This is a genomic window from Mesorhizobium sp. WSM4884 (genome assembly GCF_029625675.1).
GTDB lineage: Bacteria > Pseudomonadota > Alphaproteobacteria > Rhizobiales > Rhizobiaceae > Mesorhizobium.
In genome coordinates this window covers 34,188-49,984 of sequence record NZ_JARTVO010000008.1, presented here as the reverse complement: position 1 = coordinate 49,984, position 15,797 = coordinate 34,188, and the positions used below count along the sequence as shown (strand labels likewise).

General features: G+C 62.6%; 15 protein-coding genes and 1 tRNA gene. 10 read left to right on the top strand and 6 right to left on the bottom strand.

Annotated features, from left to right (window positions below):
* The first annotated feature begins 166 nt into the window (after positions 1 to 166).
* Positions 167 to 243 (top strand) — tRNA-His (locus tag P9236_RS14665).
* 66 nt (positions 244 to 309) lie between these two features.
* Here the strand turns inward: P9236_RS14665 and P9236_RS14660 are convergent.
* From P9236_RS14660 to P9236_RS14635, 6 genes are all read right to left on the bottom strand, one after another.
* The gene (locus P9236_RS14660; RefSeq protein WP_278075349.1) at positions 310 to 1,059 is read right to left on the bottom strand and encodes a ribonuclease activity regulator RraA; all 750 of its coding nucleotides are present in this window, start codon (positions 1,057 to 1,059) and stop codon (positions 310 to 312) included.
* A gap of 24 nt (positions 1,060 to 1,083) precedes the next feature.
* A complete protein-coding gene (locus P9236_RS14655; protein WP_278075348.1) occupies positions 1,084 to 2,247 on the bottom strand; it encodes a mandelate racemase/muconate lactonizing enzyme family protein in 1,164 nt (387 codons plus the stop codon).
* A 24-nt stretch (positions 2,248 to 2,271) separates the two neighbouring features.
* Entirely contained in the window at positions 2,272 to 3,369 is a 1,098-nt protein-coding gene (locus P9236_RS14650) for an ABC transporter ATP-binding protein (RefSeq protein WP_278075347.1), read from the bottom strand.
* 127 nt (positions 3,370 to 3,496) lie between these two features.
* On the bottom strand, positions 3,497 to 4,387 hold the full coding sequence (locus tag P9236_RS14645) for a carbohydrate ABC transporter permease (RefSeq protein WP_278075346.1): 891 nt from the start codon (positions 4,385 to 4,387) through the stop codon (positions 3,497 to 3,499).
* Positions 4,384 to 5,343: a sugar ABC transporter permease gene (locus P9236_RS14640; protein ID WP_278075345.1), complete on the bottom strand. Its 960-nt coding sequence runs from the start codon at positions 5,341 to 5,343 to the stop codon at positions 4,384 to 4,386. The genes P9236_RS14645 and P9236_RS14640 overlap by 4 nt, the downstream gene beginning before the upstream one ends.
* Positions 5,344 to 5,421: 78 nt before the next feature.
* The gene (locus P9236_RS14635; protein WP_278075344.1) at positions 5,422 to 6,903 is read right to left on the bottom strand and encodes a sugar ABC transporter substrate-binding protein; all 1,482 of its coding nucleotides are present in this window, start codon (positions 6,901 to 6,903) and stop codon (positions 5,422 to 5,424) included.
* 213 nt (positions 6,904 to 7,116) lie between these two features.
* On the opposite strand from P9236_RS14635, the gene P9236_RS14630 reads away from it, so the two are divergent.
* From P9236_RS14630 to P9236_RS14590, 9 genes are all read left to right on the top strand, one after another.
* Positions 7,117 to 7,827: a GntR family transcriptional regulator gene (locus tag P9236_RS14630; protein WP_278075343.1), complete on the top strand. Its 711-nt coding sequence runs from the start codon at positions 7,117 to 7,119 to the stop codon at positions 7,825 to 7,827.
* Between the two features lie 25 nt (positions 7,828 to 7,852).
* Complete coding sequence (locus tag P9236_RS14625; RefSeq protein ID WP_278075342.1) at positions 7,853 to 9,019, top strand: mandelate racemase/muconate lactonizing enzyme family protein; 1,167 nt, start codon at positions 7,853 to 7,855, stop codon at positions 9,017 to 9,019.
* Positions 9,020 to 9,079: 60 nt separating this feature from the next.
* Positions 9,080 to 10,438: a mandelate racemase/muconate lactonizing enzyme family protein gene (locus tag P9236_RS14620; protein ID WP_278075341.1), complete on the top strand. Its 1,359-nt coding sequence runs from the start codon at positions 9,080 to 9,082 to the stop codon at positions 10,436 to 10,438.
* Between the two features lie 100 nt (positions 10,439 to 10,538).
* Positions 10,539 to 10,865 (top strand): NIPSNAP family protein, encoded by a 327-nt coding sequence (locus P9236_RS14615; protein ID WP_278075340.1) that lies wholly within the window; start codon positions 10,539 to 10,541, stop codon positions 10,863 to 10,865.
* 9 nt (positions 10,866 to 10,874) lie between these two features.
* Complete coding sequence (locus P9236_RS14610; RefSeq protein WP_278075339.1) at positions 10,875 to 12,074, top strand: mandelate racemase/muconate lactonizing enzyme family protein; 1,200 nt, start codon at positions 10,875 to 10,877, stop codon at positions 12,072 to 12,074.
* A 320-nt stretch (positions 12,075 to 12,394) separates the two neighbouring features.
* Positions 12,395 to 12,640 carry an acyl carrier protein gene (locus P9236_RS14605; protein ID WP_066997751.1) on the top strand — a complete coding sequence of 82 codons (246 nt, stop codon included), beginning with the start codon at positions 12,395 to 12,397 and terminating at the stop codon, positions 12,638 to 12,640.
* Between the two features lie 70 nt (positions 12,641 to 12,710).
* Positions 12,711 to 13,850 carry an acyl-CoA dehydrogenase family protein gene (locus P9236_RS14600; protein ID WP_278075583.1) on the top strand — a complete coding sequence of 380 codons (1,140 nt, stop codon included), beginning with the start codon at positions 12,711 to 12,713 and terminating at the stop codon, positions 13,848 to 13,850.
* Position 13,851: 1 nt separating this feature from the next.
* The gene (locus tag P9236_RS14595) at positions 13,852 to 14,775 is read left to right on the top strand and encodes an amino acid--[acyl-carrier-protein] ligase (protein WP_278075338.1); all 924 of its coding nucleotides are present in this window, start codon (positions 13,852 to 13,854) and stop codon (positions 14,773 to 14,775) included.
* A gap of 1 nt (position 14,776) precedes the next feature.
* A complete protein-coding gene (locus tag P9236_RS14590) occupies positions 14,777 to 15,790 on the top strand; it encodes a DUF1839 family protein (protein ID WP_278075337.1) in 1,014 nt (337 codons plus the stop codon).
* The last annotated feature ends 7 nt before the right edge of the window (positions 15,791 to 15,797 follow it).

Sequence of the window (15,797 nt, the reverse complement as noted above, 5' to 3'; positions counted from 1 at the left end):
CGCCGGCCTTTTCTTTTGCCCGGCTAAAACGGGTGCCGGTTCGCTGAACCGATCTTTGCCTTATCAAAGGCCTTGAATTAGACTCTGTTAGCCCGTAAGGGACGCATCGCCGACGACAGAGCGGACGCGGAGAATGATTTCTTCTCGATTGCGCTCAAGCGGACGTGCCGTTGTAGCTCAGTTGGTTAGAGCACCAGATTGTGGATCTGGGGGTCGCTGGTTCGAGCCCAGCCAACGGTACCACCGCCTTTTCGCGCAAACGGCTGATTTTCCTGGATCGCGCCACCCGCCGCAGGTGATCCCTGCGCGCTACCTTGGCTTCTCCAAGCGGTTTGTCTTGCGCCATGCCTCGTACTCCCCGCGGGCATCGTCATGCAGCGGATAGTAGCGCTGCAACGGCGCGCCCTGCATCAGCTTCTCCCGCGAAAACTCTTCCCAATCGTGATGCTTCTGTGCCTCTTCGATCACCTGCGGGGCCATTGAGACTGGAACCACCACCGCCCCGTCATCGTCGGCGACGATGATGTCGCCGGGGATCACCGTGACGCCGCCGCAGGCAATCGGAACGTTGACGGCGTTGGGATAGATGCTGGTTTGCACATGGTAGTTGGGCGTCCAGCCGCGCAACCAGAGGGGCAGATCGAGCTTTTCGACATTGGGCCGGTCGCGCATGCATCCGTCGATGACGATGCCCGCGCCGCCTCTGCCCTTGAAATAGGTCGACATCATATCGCCAAAGACGCCCGACCTCATGTCGCCGCGCGCGTCGACCACGACGACGTCGCCCTCCTGTGCATGATAGAGTACATGCCGGTGCAGCTGCGTTTCCGGATCCGCATATTCTCCCTCGTTGAACAGGTCCGGCCGCTGCGGCAGAAACTGCAGCGTCAGCGCCGGCCCAACGATCGACTTGCCATGGTTCTGCGCCACCGGACCGACCATGTGCGGACTGCGGAAACCCATATGGCCAAGCGTGCCGGCAACCGTCGCGGCGCCGATCTCCTTCAGCGCGTCGATCAGGTCCTTGGGCGGCCGCGTGATGTCGGGGATATGCGTCATTATCGGACTCCGATTGAGATGGAACTACCAGTTAGTGACGGAACCGTCGCGGCGCTTCAGATGAGGCGCTTCCCAGAAGCGGAAGCTCTGCGCCTGGATCGCCTTCTCATTGACCTCGACGCCGAGCCCCGGCAGATCGCCGACCGGATAGTCTGTGCCGTCGAGCCGTGGCTGCACGGGGAAGAACTCTGAATTGTCGAAGCCCAGCTTCCTTTCGGGCGCCCTTGTCTCCAGCCAGGCGAAGTTCGGCACCGCGGCGGCGAGGTGCATGGTCGCGGCCGTGCACACTGGGCCAAGCGGATTGTGCGGCATCAGGTCCACGTAATGCGCCTCGCTCCAGCCCGCGACCTTCATCGCCTCCGTAAGTCCGCCGACATTGCAGACATCGAGCCGGTTGAACTGATGGATGCCGCGCTCGATATAGGGCATGAACTGCCACTTGCTGGCGAATTCCTCGCCGATGGCAAAGGGAATGTCGGTCATCGTACGAAGAGATTCGTACGCCTCCGGCGTCTCGTCGCGTATCGGCTCCTCGAGGAAATCGAGCACGCCGCGGCCGAGCTTGTTGCAGAAGCTCGCCGCCTCGGCCACCGACAGCCGATGATGATAGTCGATGCCGAGGACGGCGTCGTCGCCAAGCGCTTCGCGCGCCTTGTTCAGCATACCCGCCGTGGCGCCTATCGACTCGCGCGGCTCGAAGATGTCCCTGCTGCTCTGCCCGATCGGGAAGAAGCGGATCGCCTTCCACCCCTGTTCGCGCAGTTCGCGGGCCCGTTCGATGGCAACATCGCCCTCGGCCTCGTCTCCGGTCGAGGCGAAGGTCGGGATGCGGTCGCGCTGCTTGCCGCCCAGCAGCTCGTAGACCGGCACCCCCAGCGCCTTGCCCTTGATGTCGTGAAGGGCGATGTCGATGGCCGAAATCGCAGCTTGCAGGACCCGCCCGCCTTCGAAATACTGGCTGCGATAGACTTCCTGCCAGATCCGGCCGATTTGCATGGCGTCACGGTCGATGAGAAACTCGCGATAGTGCTCGATCGCGCCGGCCACGGCCTTCTCGCGGCCGCTCAAGCCGCTCTCGCCCCAGCCGAAGATGCCCTGATCGGTCTCGACCTTAACGAGCATCTGGTTGCGGGTTCCCACCCACACCGGATAGGGCTTGATCGCGGTGATCTTAAGCTTTGTCGTCATCCACGCACACGTATCCGCCCCGTCTCAGTGGGCACCGAGAGCCATTTCAGTTTCGCCGTCGAAAAGGTGCATGCGCTCCTGATCGAACTCGAGCCAGATCTGCTCGTCAGGTGTGACGGTGATGTTGGGTGACACACTGATATTGACGATGGCGCCGGAGAGGAACGCTTGCACGAAGGTTAGGTCTCCGGTTGGTTCCACCGTATAGGCCTTGGCCGGAATGGCGCCGGGGACCGCGCTCTTGTGCAGCTTGATCGTCGAATGGCGCGCACCCAGCACGACCTTCCTGGTGGTCGCCGCCTGGACCTTGCGCGCATTGGGTTGCGACAGCGCGAGGCTCCAGCCCTCCGCGCTCGTTAGAACGGTATCGCCGTTCGCCGTCGACGCCTCCAGCGGAATGAGGCTCATCGCGGGGCTGCCGACGAAGCTAGCGACGAACATGTTTACGGGATGGGCGAAAACCTGCGCGGGCGAATCGTATTGCTGCAGGTAGCCGCCATTCATCACGGCCATCCTGTCCGCCATGGTCACGGCCTCGAGCTGGTCGTGCGTCACATAGATGATCGTCGCCTTCAGGTCCTGATGGAACCGTTTGATCTCGGACCGCATCTGCACGCGCAGCTTCGCGTCGAGATTGGAGAGCGGTTCGTCCATCAGGAATACCGCCGGATCCCGAACGAGAGCGCGGCCGAGCGCCACGCGCTGCTGCTGCCCGCCTGAAAGTTCGCGCGGCTTGCGCTCGAGCAGTTGCGTCATGTCGAGAACGCGCGCCGCTTCCCTGACCTTCTTGTCAATCTCGTCCCTGGGCAGCTTGCGCATCTGCAGCGGGAAGGCGAGGTTCATATAGACCGATTTTTGCGGATAGAGCGCGTAGTTCTGGAACACCATTGCGATGTCCCGGTCCTTCGGGTCGAGGTCGTTGACCACCCGGTCGCCGATGAAGATGTCGCCCGATGTGATCGGGGTCAGGCCCGCGACGAGATTAAGCGTGGTTGTCTTGCCGCAGCCCGAAGGGCCGACGAGCGCAACGAACTCGCCGTCATTGACCGTCAGCGAAACCTCGTTGACGGCTTTGAAGCCGCCATAGGTCTTGACGAGATCTTTGAGGACCACGTGGGCCATCTGCAAAAACTCCCTAGAGCATGATGCCGAAAAGTGTGAAGCGGTTTTCGGACGACATCATGCTCTATCTCCTTGATTTAGAGCCGGATTCAGATTTCAGGTCGTTTCGACGTGAAATCATCCGGCTCTAGTGCTTGACCGCGCCTTCTGTAAGGGCGCGTACGAAGTATCGTTGCAGGACGAGGAACAGCACCACGACGGGTACGCTCATCATGAAGCTGGCCGCCATCAGGCCCGGAAAGTCCGTCGTATTTTCCGAGAAGAAGCGCTGGATGCCGACCGGCAGCGTCAACTGTTCGTTCTTGGAGAGGAAAGTGTAGGCGTAGATGTATTCGTTCCACGCGCCGATGAAGGAATAGATCGCCGTGGCGATGATCCCAGGCGCCGAGAGCGGCATCACGATCAGGAGGAAGGCCTGGAACCGCGTCGCTCCGTCAATGCGCGCCGCCTGCTCGAGCTGCACCGGGATGTTGTCGTAGAAGCCCTTGAGTAGCCAGATCGCCAGCGGCAGGCCGAAGGTGAGGTAGGTGAGAACAAGCGAACCATGCGTGTTCACTAGCCCGATCGCGCGCATCAGGATAAAGAGCGGCACGAGAAAGATGACCGCCGGGAACATGTTGCGCAGCAATACGGCGAAGAACAGGAAGTTCCGGCCCGGGAAGGTGAAGCGCGAAAACGCATAGGCCGCGGGCACTGCCACGATCACCGACAGGATGGTCGTGGCGGTCGAGACGAAAAGGCTGTTCCAGAAGAAGCGGAGGAAATCCTGGCCGACGCTGTTCTGCGGATCGAGCAGCTTCTGGTAGCTGGCGAGGGTAGGTTGGTCAGGCCACCATTGCGGCGGGAATTGCATCGCCGCGAAGCCTGACTTGATCGAGGTGAGCAGCATCCAGATCATCGGCAACGCGGTGTAAAGCAGAATGAACACCAGGAAGATGCGCCCGCCCCACCGCCATCCGTCGATGCGCATGCGGCGACGGGTCCGGTCTCGAGGAGCTGTCTCGGCAATCGTGCTCATGCGCCGCGATCCTTCCGCTCGTTGCCGCTCAGCGCACGGACGTAGAAGTAGCCGAGCGTCATCAGGATGAGGAACAGAAGCACCGAATAGGCCGATGCCACCCCCCAGCGCTGGCGGCCGAAGGCGAGCTCGTAGATGTGGGTGATCCAGATATGCGATGCGTTCGACGGCCCGCCGCCGGTCATGATCCACGGGATGATGAAGGAATTGAAGTTGGCCACGGCCAGCAGCAGGATCGTCACCGTCGAGACGTTCCTCAAATGCGGGAAAGTTACGTGCCAGAAGCGCTGCCATGCATTGGCCCCGTCGACTTTCGCGGCCCGCAGCAACTGGTCGGGGACCGTCTGCAGGCCGGCCATCATCATGATCATGGCAAACGGAAACTCGCGCCAGATATTGACGACGATCAGGGAGGGCAGCACCGTGCTGACGCTGTCGATGAAATTCGGCGGCCGGTCAGCCCATCCGAGGCGGACCAGGATCGCGCCGATTATCCCAAAGTCCGAATGGTAGATCCACTTCCAGATATAGGAGGCGGCGACCGCGCTGATGACCCAGGGGATGATCAGGATAGCGCGCAGGACGCCGCGGCCGATGAAGTCGCGGTGGAGCGCCAGCGCGGCGCCAAACCCCAGGACAAAGGAGATGAAGGTGGATGCCACTGTCCAGACAAGCGTGTTCCAGGTAACTTTCCAGAATACCTCGCTTGTGAGGATGGCCGTGTAGTTGTCGAAGCCGACGAAGATCTTGTCCCGCAGCTGCAGGCCAGGCGGCGTATTGAAGAACGACAATTCGATCGTGTAGTAGATCGGGTAGGCGATGACGATCATCATCACGACGATCGCAGGGAGCACGTACGCGTAGTCAGCGCGATGCTCCCCAATCCTCCGCAACGCGCCCGGCCGGCCGGGTAGTAATCTTCGGCGAGCCTCGGTCCTGCTGTTCACGATCGTCACTTGTGGCGTGCCCTTGTTCTTCGGAACGAACCGGCTGCACGCTCGGCGCAGCCGGTTGGATCGCAGGTCAGGCTTGGACTAGAGTCCGCCGCCCATCAGGTCTTTTACCTTCTTGGCCGCATCGTCCGCCGCCTGGTCGACGGTCATTGCCCCGGTCAGGGCATTCTGCAGCATGTCCGGAACGATGATGTTCATGATCTCGGGAGACTGCGGCAGGGCTGGGAACGGGATGCCGTATGGCAACATCGACGTCGTGACATCGAGGAACTTGATGCTGTCCAGACGCTCCTTCATCCATTTGGTCTTGAAGCCGTTTAGGTTGCCCGGGTTCGAGCCGGCGTATGCCATCTTCAGCGACCATTCGGGGCTGGTCCACATGCAGATGATCGCCTTTGCGGCCGGCTCGTCCACCTTGCCGCCCTCGACATATTCGGGCTTCAGGATGTGAATGTTCGAGCCGCCGAACACGACTGCGCGCTTGCCGTCGGGCCCCGTCGGAATGAGGCCGTAGCGCATGTTGTCGATGACGGTCTGCGCCTTGTCCTTGTCGGTGCCGGTGGCCTTCTTCTGCAGGTCGAGCATGACGTTGTAGTCGGACGGGTGCGAGATCATCATGCCGAGCTGGCCGGCGAGGAACAGGGGCTGGTTGTCGGCCTGCTGGTTGGTCAGTGCCGAAACCGGAACCGACTTGTCGCGAACATACATGTCGTAGGAGGCCTGCAGCGCCGCCTTGCTCTGCGGGCTGTTAAGCTCGATGTCCTTATAGGTCGGGTTCGCCTTTGCTTCGTCGAAGACGCCGCCGCCATAGGCCCATAGCTGAGGCATGAAGCGGTACGGCGTATTGCCGGCATTCTTGCGGGCCACGAGGCCGTAACCGGCAATGCCGAGCTTGTCGTGGATCTGCTTGGAATATTTGACGACATCATCCCAGGTTGCCGGGGGCTTGTTAGGATCGAGGCCCGCGCGCTTGAAGATGTCGGCGTTCCAGATGAACGCCATCGTTTCGTTGTTGGTTGGAATGCCGTAGGTCACGCCGTCCCAGGTCACCGCCTTCATGGCGCCGGGCCAGAAATCCTCGGTCGAATACCCGACGTCCTCAGGCTTGAGCGGCTGCAGATAGCCCTTCGAGGCGAATTCGGTGCCGCCCAGGATCTGCAGGCGGACCGCCATCGGCGCTGCATTGCCGAGCAGCGCCGTGCGGAACTTGTCCAGGAGGTCGTTGTAGGTGAGGGCCTGTTCCTCGAGCTGGATGTTCGGATAGGTCTTGCGGAAGGTAGCGAAGAAATCCTTGTAGTACTGGCGCAGAAGATCGGGGTCGCCCTCGAACACGCCCTGATACCAGAAAGTCAGTCGCCCCTTGTAGTCGAGCGGGGTGACCTTGGCGCAATCGGCTGCCGTGTCAAAATCCTGTGTGCCCGCAATCGAGCGCACATATTCCGGCGACCACTTGCTCAGGTCCACCGGCGGCGCAGCCAGTGCCGGCGCCGACATCAACGATGCCATTAAAGCAGTGGAGACAGTGCCGCGCAGGACGGCACCGCCGAGTGTAATCCTCGTCATAGGGTATCCTCCAGGTTTCTCTCCCACGCCGCTTCGCTTCGAGGCAAGCGGTCCTTCCTCGTTCGGCCGCGGGACACTGTTCTGTGTATCCCGTCGGCCGTCTTGTACGTTTTCAGATCGTGAATTGTCTGTCAACGAGCTAGATCGTACATTGTTTATCGAAACTTTGCGTGATAATCGGATAGAATGTGTATTAGCCTAGGGGAGCGGGCTTTGGCCGAAACGAGCGATTTTAAAGCGAAGCCACCTGCGGGGATTGATCCTATAGGGGCTTCCAGCGAGGGCGCCTCGCTTTATGAACTGATCAGGGAAGACATCATCGAGGGGCGGCTGGCCGCCAACGAACGGCTCGTGGTCAGCGATCTCGCCCGGCGTCACGGCACCTCGACCAATCCCGTGCGCGAGGCCTTGCAGCTGTTGCGCGGCGAGGGCTTCGTCATCTTTGCCCCCAACCGCGGAGCGCGCGTGCGACCCATAGATCAGGATTTCGTGCGGGATATCTACGAGATCGGCGTTCTGATCGAGCCGGCCCTGACGCGATGGTTCGTGAACATGGCCACCGGCGAGGACATCGCGGAACTCGAACGTCTCCAGGGCCTGATCGAAGAGAACAATTTCGCCGATACATTTCGGCACAGTGAACTCGATACCGCCTTCCATACCGTGATGTACCAGCGGCACTACAACCGCCATGCCGCCGAGCTTTGGTGGAAGCATCGCGAAGTGCTGCGCGCCGTGAGCCGGCGTTTCGATTTCACCCTCGCGCGCCGTGCCGCGATCATTCGCGAGCACCGCGAGCTCATCGCGCTCGTAAAGGCGGGAGATGCCGACAAGGCGGCCGAACTCGTCGCCCGCCATGTCGAGGGCTCCGGACGGCACATCCTCGAACACATGCGTGCCCGCAACGCCGCGCGGGCCGGATAGAACAGTCTAGATAAAGGTAGTTGAGATGAAGATCACGAGTATCCGGCCATGGCTGATCAAGTCCGATGCTTCCTATTGGGGAGAGTACCTGTTCGTCGAAGTGACGACCGACGAGGGGGTGAGCGGCTGGGGAGAAATCACCACCACAACAAAACTCGCCAACCGCGCGCTGTGCACGATCCTGCGGCAGATCGGCGTCGCCGTGACAGGCGAGGACCCAGCGCGGATCGAGCATCTCTGGCACAAGATTTTCCGCAGCTTCACCTACATGGGCAGCCGCGGCGCTGCCGTCGAATGCGTTAGCGCCATCGACATAGCCCTCTGGGACATCCGCGGCAAAGTCCTCGGCAAGCCGATTTACGAGCTGCTGGGCGGACCGGTACGGGAGGAAATCGCCCTCTACACCCATCCCAACCAGGCCAAATTCACCAGCAAGGAGGCGGTGGTCCGCGAGATTCGGGACATCGTCGAATCCGGACACACCGGGCTTAAGTTCGATCCTTTCCCCCATCAGGGCCCAAGCGTCGAGGGCGTGCCCCGCGAACGGCGGGACGGCTATCTCGACGGCGGCATGACGCGCAAGGACGAGCGCGAAGCGGCCGAGCTCACGGCCCTGATCCGCGAAACGGCCGGACCCGATGTGGACATCCTCATCGATGCGCATGGCCGCTTCGATGTTCCCACCGCCATTCGCCTCTGTCGGAGCCTCGAGGAAGCGGGCCAGATCGACTGGTTCGAGGAGCCTTGCCCGCCCGAGAGCCTCAACGCGCTCAAGCAGGTGCGTGAGAAGGTCAGCGCCGCTATCTCGTGGGGCGAGCGCGGCCACACGAAATGGGATTTCGTGCCGGTGCTCGAGAACAAGCTCGCCGACTACATCATGCCCGACGTGACCTGGACCGGCGGGATTACCGAGCTGAAGAAGATTTCCGCCCTTTGCGAAGCGTACTACGTCCCCGTCTCGCCGCATGACGCCGCGGGACCAATCAACGTGGTTGCGGGCGCGCAGGTGATGATGACGGTTCCCAACTTCTACAAGCTCGAAACGTCGGAGTGGGATCTCTCTAAATACGATCACCTCATCGACAGACCGCTCAACGTTTCGAACGGCAGCCTCAAGCTGACGTCGAAGCCTGGTCTCGGCGTCGAGATGAACCGCGACTATCTGCAGGCCCACGAGATCGAGCTGGCCTAGCAACCCTCCATGCCCAGCACGCGGGGCAACAAGCCCCGCCAAACAAAGCGAGGATAGGCCATGCCAAAAACCGATGGAGCCGACGAGGCCCTCAATCGGGTCAACACGAATTCCAAGCCGTCCGACCTTCGCATCACCGACATGCGGGTGGCCGAGATCGTCGGCGCGCCGTTCACCTCGGCGCTGCTCAAGATCTACACCAACCAGGGCATCGTCGGGCTTGGCGAGGTACGCGACGGCGCCAGCGCCACCTACGCGCTGATGCTGAAGAGCCGGTTGCTCGGCGAGAACCCTTGCGACATCGACCGCCTGTTCCGCCGCATCAAGCAGTTCGGCGGGCACGGCCGCCAAGGCGGCGGCGTCTCGGCGGTCGAGATCGCGCTCTGGGATCTCGCCGGCAAGGCCTATAGCGTGCCCATCTACCAGATGCTCGGCGGCAAGTTTCGCGATCACGTGCGCGTATACTGCGATACCGACGCGGAGAAGCCGAGCGGCACCGAAACCGGCAAGCGCCTCAAGGCGCGCATGGAGCGCGGCTTCACCTTCCTCAAGATGGACCTGGGCTTGATGCAGATCGCCCATATTCCGGGCGCAGTGGTCGCGCCCGCCGGCGCGCTCGAAGGGTTTCACGCCAATCCACGCGGCCGCGGTGGCTCGTTGGAGGAACGCAAGGCACGCAACCTCGCCTATGATGCGCAGAACGTGCAGCACCCATTCACCGGCCTGCATTTCACCGAAAAAGGGATCGACCTGCTGGAGCAATATATCCACGAGGTTCGCGAGGTCATCGGCTACGAGATCCCGTTGGCCATTGATCATGTCGGCCACATCTCGCTGCAGGACGGCATACGCCTGTCGCGCCGTATCGAGAAATACGTGCCGGCCTGGCTAGAGGACGTGATTCCCTGGCAGTACACCGAGCAGTACCGGCGGTTGCAGGAGGCCACCGCGGTACCGATCTGCACCGGTGAGGACATCTACCTCAAGGAGGCCTTCGAGCCGCTGCTGAAGAGCGGCGGCCTCTCCGTCATCCACCCGGACCTGCTCACCAGCGGCGGCATCCTCGAGACCAAGAAGATCGGCGACATGGCTCAGGACCACGGCGTCGCCATGGCCATCCACATGGCCGAAAGTCCGATCGCCGCGATGGCCGCGGCGCATGTCGCGACCGCGACCGAGAACTTCATGGCGCTCGAATACCACTCCGCCGATGTCGAGTGGTGGGACGACATCGTCACAGGTCTTCCCAAGCCGCTGGTGAAGGACGGATTCATCACCGTTCCGGACAAGCCGGGGTTGGGCATAGACGATGTGGTCGACGAGGTGATCAGCCAGCATCTGCAGCCCGGTGTCACGGGGATATGGCAATCGACCGAGCATTGGGACAATGAATATAGCTGGGACCGGACCTGGAGTTAGCCCAGCCCCCCGCCTCATCCCCCAGATTCACGGGGCCGACGACCGACCATTCGTGTCGACCTCGCCCGAGGGAGAGGCGAAGAAAGAAACGGACGAAACCATGATCTACGAACTGCGCATCTATGACTGCCTGCCGGGCAGGCTGCCGGCTTTGCTCAAGCGCTTTTCCGACCAAACGCTGGCCATCTGGGAGAGGCATGGCATCCGCCAAGCCGGGTTTTTCACCACGGCGATCGGCGAAAACAGCAATCGCCTCACCTATTTCCTCGCCTGGGAATCGCTGGCCGAGCGTGAGGCGAAATGGGCGGCTTTCGTCACCGATCCGGCATGGCACAGGGCCCGGAACGAGTCCGAGCGCGACGGGCAGATCATTGCCAATATCAACAGCCAGCTGCTCACGCCGACAGCTTTCTCGTCTGTGAAATAGGACTGCGCCATGAAGATCACCGACCTGCGCTGCGCCGTCATCGGCAAGCATCCGATCGTCCGCATCGTCACTGACGAGGGTCTCTATGGCCTGGGCGAAGTCGAGTTTACAAAAACCTATCTCAAGCCCTTTGTGCTGCATTTCCGCGAGGCGCTGATCGGCGAGGACCCGACCGACGTCGAGCGCGTGATGCTGAAGATCCGCCAGCGTGGTTCGTTCAAGCCCTATGGCGCGGCGGTGAGCGCGATCGAGCATGCACTGTGGGACATTGCCGGCAAGGCCGCGGGCGTGCCGGTCTACAAACTGCTTGGCGGCAAGGTGCGCGACAAGGTGCGCGTCTACAACGGCTCGATCCGCCGCAAGCGCACGGGCGACCGGCCGGAGGATTATGCCGCCGACGTCAAATGGATGATGGAGCAGCCGCAGAACTTCTTCATGATCAAGCAGGGAATCTCGTTCCACTCCAACATGAAGGACACGATAGAAGGCTTCCACTACGGCGTGACGCAGAAGAAGGCGGGCTATCACGGCGCCATGGATCAGGGCGTGATCAGCGAGCGCGGTTTCAATCACATGCTCGACTGCGTGGCGGCGATGAAGGAAGTGCTGGGCGACAAGGTCAGCCTGGCGCTCGACTGCGGCCCGGGCTGGATGCTGCCCGACGCGATCAAGTTCGCCCGCGCGGTCGAGAAGTACAATCTGATGTGGCTCGAGGACATGCTGACCGGCGACTATGTGCCGTGGGTCAATCCGCAGGCCTATCGGGAACTGACCACCTCCACCTCGACGCCGATCCACACCGGCGAGCAGATCTACCTGAGGCACAATTTCAAGGAACTGATCGAGACGCAGGCGGTGCGCGTCATCGGCCCCGATCCTGCCGACATCGGCGGCATTGCCGAGCTCAAATGGGTCGCCGAGCACGCCTACATGCACTCGATCCTTATGGCGCCGCACGGCACCGCGAACGGCCTGCTCGGCCTCGGCGCGCTGATCAATGTCTGCGCAACCTTGCCGGCCAACTACATCGCCTTCGAGTACCCGAGCGCCTCCGACCCCTGGTGGGAGGATCTGGTGCTCGGCCTGCCGGCGCAGATCGTGAAGGACAGCATGGTGGATTTGCTGGAAGCGCCGGGGCTGGGACTCGATATCGACGCCGAAGCAGCCGGGAAGTATCTCAAGGAAGAGGATAGGGGCTTCTTCGACTGAGCCTTCCTCCGCCTCCTGCCTGACGCAGGTCTCCCGAAAGTGGGAACCAGTTTCGCGACAAAGACATGCGCAAGATCAAACCCAAAGCGTACGGAGCGAATCTGAAAGGTCGCGACGCGCTTTAAGACCCGGGCGGCATCGTCGCGGTCGACGGCTCCATTCTCTTTTTCCTGCCGTGCCCGAAGCTTTAAAATTGTACTGCGATCCGTTACCGATCCTTAGGCATGGTTGAAACTGACCGGCAGCGTTAACGCCACGGTTGCGCTGCCTCTGCAATATTGCCGCCCGCACAAACATGCAAACGCAAGGGTGGGGCCTCCATGATCGACCAGATTCGCTCGCTGCTCGAGCAGCATCCGATGATTCCGCTCAATTTCGGCGCGCTCGCCGACGACGCCAATCTCTACGACGCGGGGCTGACCTCCTTCGCCTCGGTGCAGATGATGCTGGCGCTCGAAGAGGAATTCGACATCGAATTCCCAGAGACGATGCTGACGCGGCGCACCTTCTCTTCGCTCGCCAGCATCGCGGACGCCGTTTCGCAATTGACCCGCAAGGCGGCATAGAGTCATGAACGTGTTGAGAAAGATCGAGGCGGCTTCGCTCGCGCAGGCGCCGGAAGCCGCAACCGAACGCATGCGCCGCGTCGCCGAGATCGCCGCCGGCCATGCCGACCCCGTGGATAGGGAAGGCCGTTTCCCGGTAGAGACGATCGAGGCGCTGAAGCGCGAGCGGCTGCTCGGCGTGGCGATCCCGGTCGAGCTTGGCGGCGAGGGGCTCGGCACGATGCAGATCGCCGATCTCATCGTCCAGCTCGGCCAGGCCTGCGGCTCGAGCGCGATGATCTATGCCATGCACCAGATCAAGACGTCGAGCTTCGTCACTCATGGCGGCGCCAGCGACTGGCACCGCGCCTATATGCGGCGCATCGCCGACGAGCAGCTTCTGATGGCTTCCGCGACGACGGAGGCCGGCATCGGCGGCAACTTGCGCAATTCGATCTGCGCGGTCGAGGTTGTCGGCGGGCGCTTCGCGCTGACCAAGGAAGCCACCGTCATCTCCTATGGCAACTATGCCGACGCCATCCTCGCCACGGCGCGTCGCGCCCCCGATGCGGCAAGCTCCGATCAGGTGATGGTGGTGATCCCGGCCGATGGCAACCGCACTCTGGAACGCACGTCGGTGTGGGATACGCTCGGCATGCGCGGCACCTGCTCCGACGGTTTTCATCTCGTCGCCACGGGTGAGGCGGCGCAGATATTCCCGAAGCCGTTTTCCGAGATCGCGGCGCAGTCGATGCTGGCCAGCTCGCACATCTTCTGGGCGGCGACCTGGTTCGGCATCGCCGCCGACGCCTTCAATCGGGCGCAGGCCTTCGTCAAGGCGGCGGCGCGCAAGCAGCCCGACGCCATGCCGCCGGGCGCGCTGAGGCTGGCCGAGGCGGCCGCCCTTTTGCAGGAGATGAAAGGGCACCTGACGGCCGCCATCCATCGCTTCGAGGCGGCCAAGGGCGACGCCGACGCGCTGTCTTCGATCGGCTTCGCTGCCGAGATCAACGCGCTGAAGGTCGCGGCCAGCGAGAAGGCCGGCGCCGTGGTGCGTCTGGCCATGCTGGTCAACGGCATCCTTGGCTACAAGAACGGCACCCCGTTCAGCGTCGGCAGGCATTTGCGCGACGTGACCTCGGCGCCGGTGATGATCTCCAACGACCGCATCCTTTCCAACACCGCGACGCTCATGCTGATGAGCCGCTTCGACACCGGCCTGGGGGGCTGAGATGGACGCCAAGACATTCGACTCCAAGTCGCTGCTCGACAGCCTGTTCGAGAACGGCATCCTGTTCGAATCCGGCATCGACGGCCTCTACGGCCGTTCGGGCGCGTTCGAGGAAGTGATCGAGCGGTTCGAGCGTCTCGTCAACCGGCTCGGCGCGCCCGACAAGGCCACCCGCATCCATTTTCCGCCGGGCATGAGCCGTGCGACGCTGGAGAAGAGCGGCTACATGAAGAGCTTCCCGCAGCTTGCCGGCTGTGTGCATTCCTTCATGGGAGGCGAACGGGAGCATGCGCAACTGCTCGGCATGATGGCCGATGGCGGGGACTGGACGGAGCTGCAGAAGGCGACGGACGTCGCGCTGACACCGGCCGCCTGCTACCCGCTCTATCCCACCGTCGCCGCGCGCGGCCCCGTGCCAGCGCAGGGCCTGCTTTTCGAGCTCTCGTCCTATTGCTTCCGCCACGAGCCGTCGAAGGACCCGGCGCGCATGCAGCTCTTCCGCATGCGCGAGTTCGTCAAGATCGGCACGGCCGAGCAGGTGCGCTCGTTCCGCGAAAGCTGGCTGAAGCGCGGCAAGGCGATGATCGAGTCGCTCGATCTGCCCTGCGAGGTCGATCTTGCCAACGATCCGTTCTTCGGCCGCGGCGGCAAGATGATGGCCAACAACCAGCGCGACCAGGGCCTGAAATTCGAGCTGCTGATCCCGGTGACCAGCATCGAGAAGCCGACCGCCTGTTTGAGCTTCAATTATCACCAGGATCATTTTGGCCGGACCTGGGGCCTGAAGTTCGCCGACGGGGAGTTCTGCCATTCGGCCTGCGTCGGCTTTGGGCTGGAGCGTGTGGCGCTGGCGCTGTTCCGCCATCACGGGCCGGACGCGGACGCCTGGCCGGCGGCGGTCCGCGACGTGCTGTGGAGCGTGTGATATGCCGAGAGCTATCGCGGGCCTCGATCCGGCCAGCTACCGGCCGCACCGGCTGCACGATCCGAACAGGCGCTGGCCGCAGACCAACTGCTATGTCGATCTCCTGATCGAGGTGCTGCACGCGACCGGCCACGATCCGGTCGCGGCGCTCGGCTTCACCGTGGCGCAGGATTTCGAGGGCGATCAGTTCACCTTCTTCAAGTTCCCGACCGCCGACCTGCAGAGGCTGGCGGGGCTGGACATCCAGGAACTGGCGGTCTTCGACCGGCTGGAGACGCATGTGCTTGCGCAAGTCGAACTCGGCCGGCTGCCGCTGGTCGAGGTCGACGCCTTCTACCTGCCCGACACCAAGGGCATCACCTATCGCAGCGGCCATTCCAAGACCACGGTCGGCATCAATGCGCTCGATCCCGAGCGGCGGCAGATGCGCTACTTCCACAATGACGGCTACTTCGCGCTCGAGGGCGAAAACTATGACGGCATTTTCGGCCAATGGGATGATACGTCGGGGGACGGTGTGTCGGCCGGCGGCCTGCCGCTGTTTCCTTATGCGGAATTCGTGAAGCTCGACGCCACGCGCCCGGCCCGTGATCCGGTCGGGACCGCGGCGGCGCTGCTTGCGCATCACCTGAAGCGGCGGCCGAAGCGCAATCCGCTCGACGCCTATGCGGCCGCGTTCGGCCGCCACGCTGAAACGCTGGCGACGCGCTCGCCGGACTATTTCCACACCTATGCCTTCAACACGCTGCGGCAGGTCGGCGCGAATTTCGAACTCCTCGGCAGCCATCTCGAATGGCTGGGGCAGCACGGCGAAACCTGCCTCACCGAGGCGGCGCAAGCCGCCGGCGACATTGCCGATGGCGCCAAGGTCATGCAGTTCAAGCTCGCCCGCGCGATGGCGCGGCAGCGCTTCGACGGGTTGGCCGAGGCGATCGCGCCGATGGCACAGGCCTACGACACGGTGATGGACGTGCTGGACGCCCGCATGGCGGGTGTCGCCTCCAAGGCGGCCTAGCGGACCG

What these genes read in the sequence shown, in the direction of transcription:
- P9236_RS14645 (WP_278075346.1), bottom strand. Translation starts at nt 4,387, where the DNA reads ATGAGCACGATTGCCGAGACAGCTCCTCGAGACCGGACCCGTCGCCGC.
- P9236_RS14600 (WP_278075583.1), top strand. Translation starts at nt 12,711, where the DNA reads ATGCGCCGCGTCGCCGAGATCGCCGCCGGCCATGCCGACCCCGTGGAT.
- P9236_RS14635 (WP_278075344.1), bottom strand. Translation starts at nt 6,903, where the DNA reads ATGACGAGGATTACACTCGGCGGTGCCGTCCTGCGCGGCACTGTCTCC.
- P9236_RS14660 (WP_278075349.1), bottom strand. Translation starts at nt 1,059, where the DNA reads ATGACGCATATCCCCGACATCACGCGGCCGCCCAAGGACCTGATCGAC.
- P9236_RS14605 (WP_066997751.1), top strand. Translation starts at nt 12,395, where the DNA reads ATGATCGACCAGATTCGCTCGCTGCTCGAGCAGCATCCGATGATTCCG.
- P9236_RS14590 (WP_278075337.1), top strand. Translation starts at nt 14,777, where the DNA reads ATGCCGAGAGCTATCGCGGGCCTCGATCCGGCCAGCTACCGGCCGCAC.
- P9236_RS14625 (WP_278075342.1), top strand. Translation starts at nt 7,853, where the DNA reads ATGAAGATCACGAGTATCCGGCCATGGCTGATCAAGTCCGATGCTTCC.
- P9236_RS14650 (WP_278075347.1), bottom strand. Translation starts at nt 3,369, where the DNA reads ATGGCCCACGTGGTCCTCAAAGATCTCGTCAAGACCTATGGCGGCTTC.
- P9236_RS14655 (WP_278075348.1), bottom strand. Translation starts at nt 2,247, where the DNA reads ATGACGACAAAGCTTAAGATCACCGCGATCAAGCCCTATCCGGTGTGG.
- P9236_RS14615 (WP_278075340.1), top strand. Translation starts at nt 10,539, where the DNA reads ATGATCTACGAACTGCGCATCTATGACTGCCTGCCGGGCAGGCTGCCG.
- P9236_RS14595 (WP_278075338.1), top strand. Translation starts at nt 13,852, where the DNA reads ATGGACGCCAAGACATTCGACTCCAAGTCGCTGCTCGACAGCCTGTTC.
- P9236_RS14620 (WP_278075341.1), top strand. Translation starts at nt 9,080, where the DNA reads ATGCCAAAAACCGATGGAGCCGACGAGGCCCTCAATCGGGTCAACACG.
- P9236_RS14610 (WP_278075339.1), top strand. Translation starts at nt 10,875, where the DNA reads ATGAAGATCACCGACCTGCGCTGCGCCGTCATCGGCAAGCATCCGATC.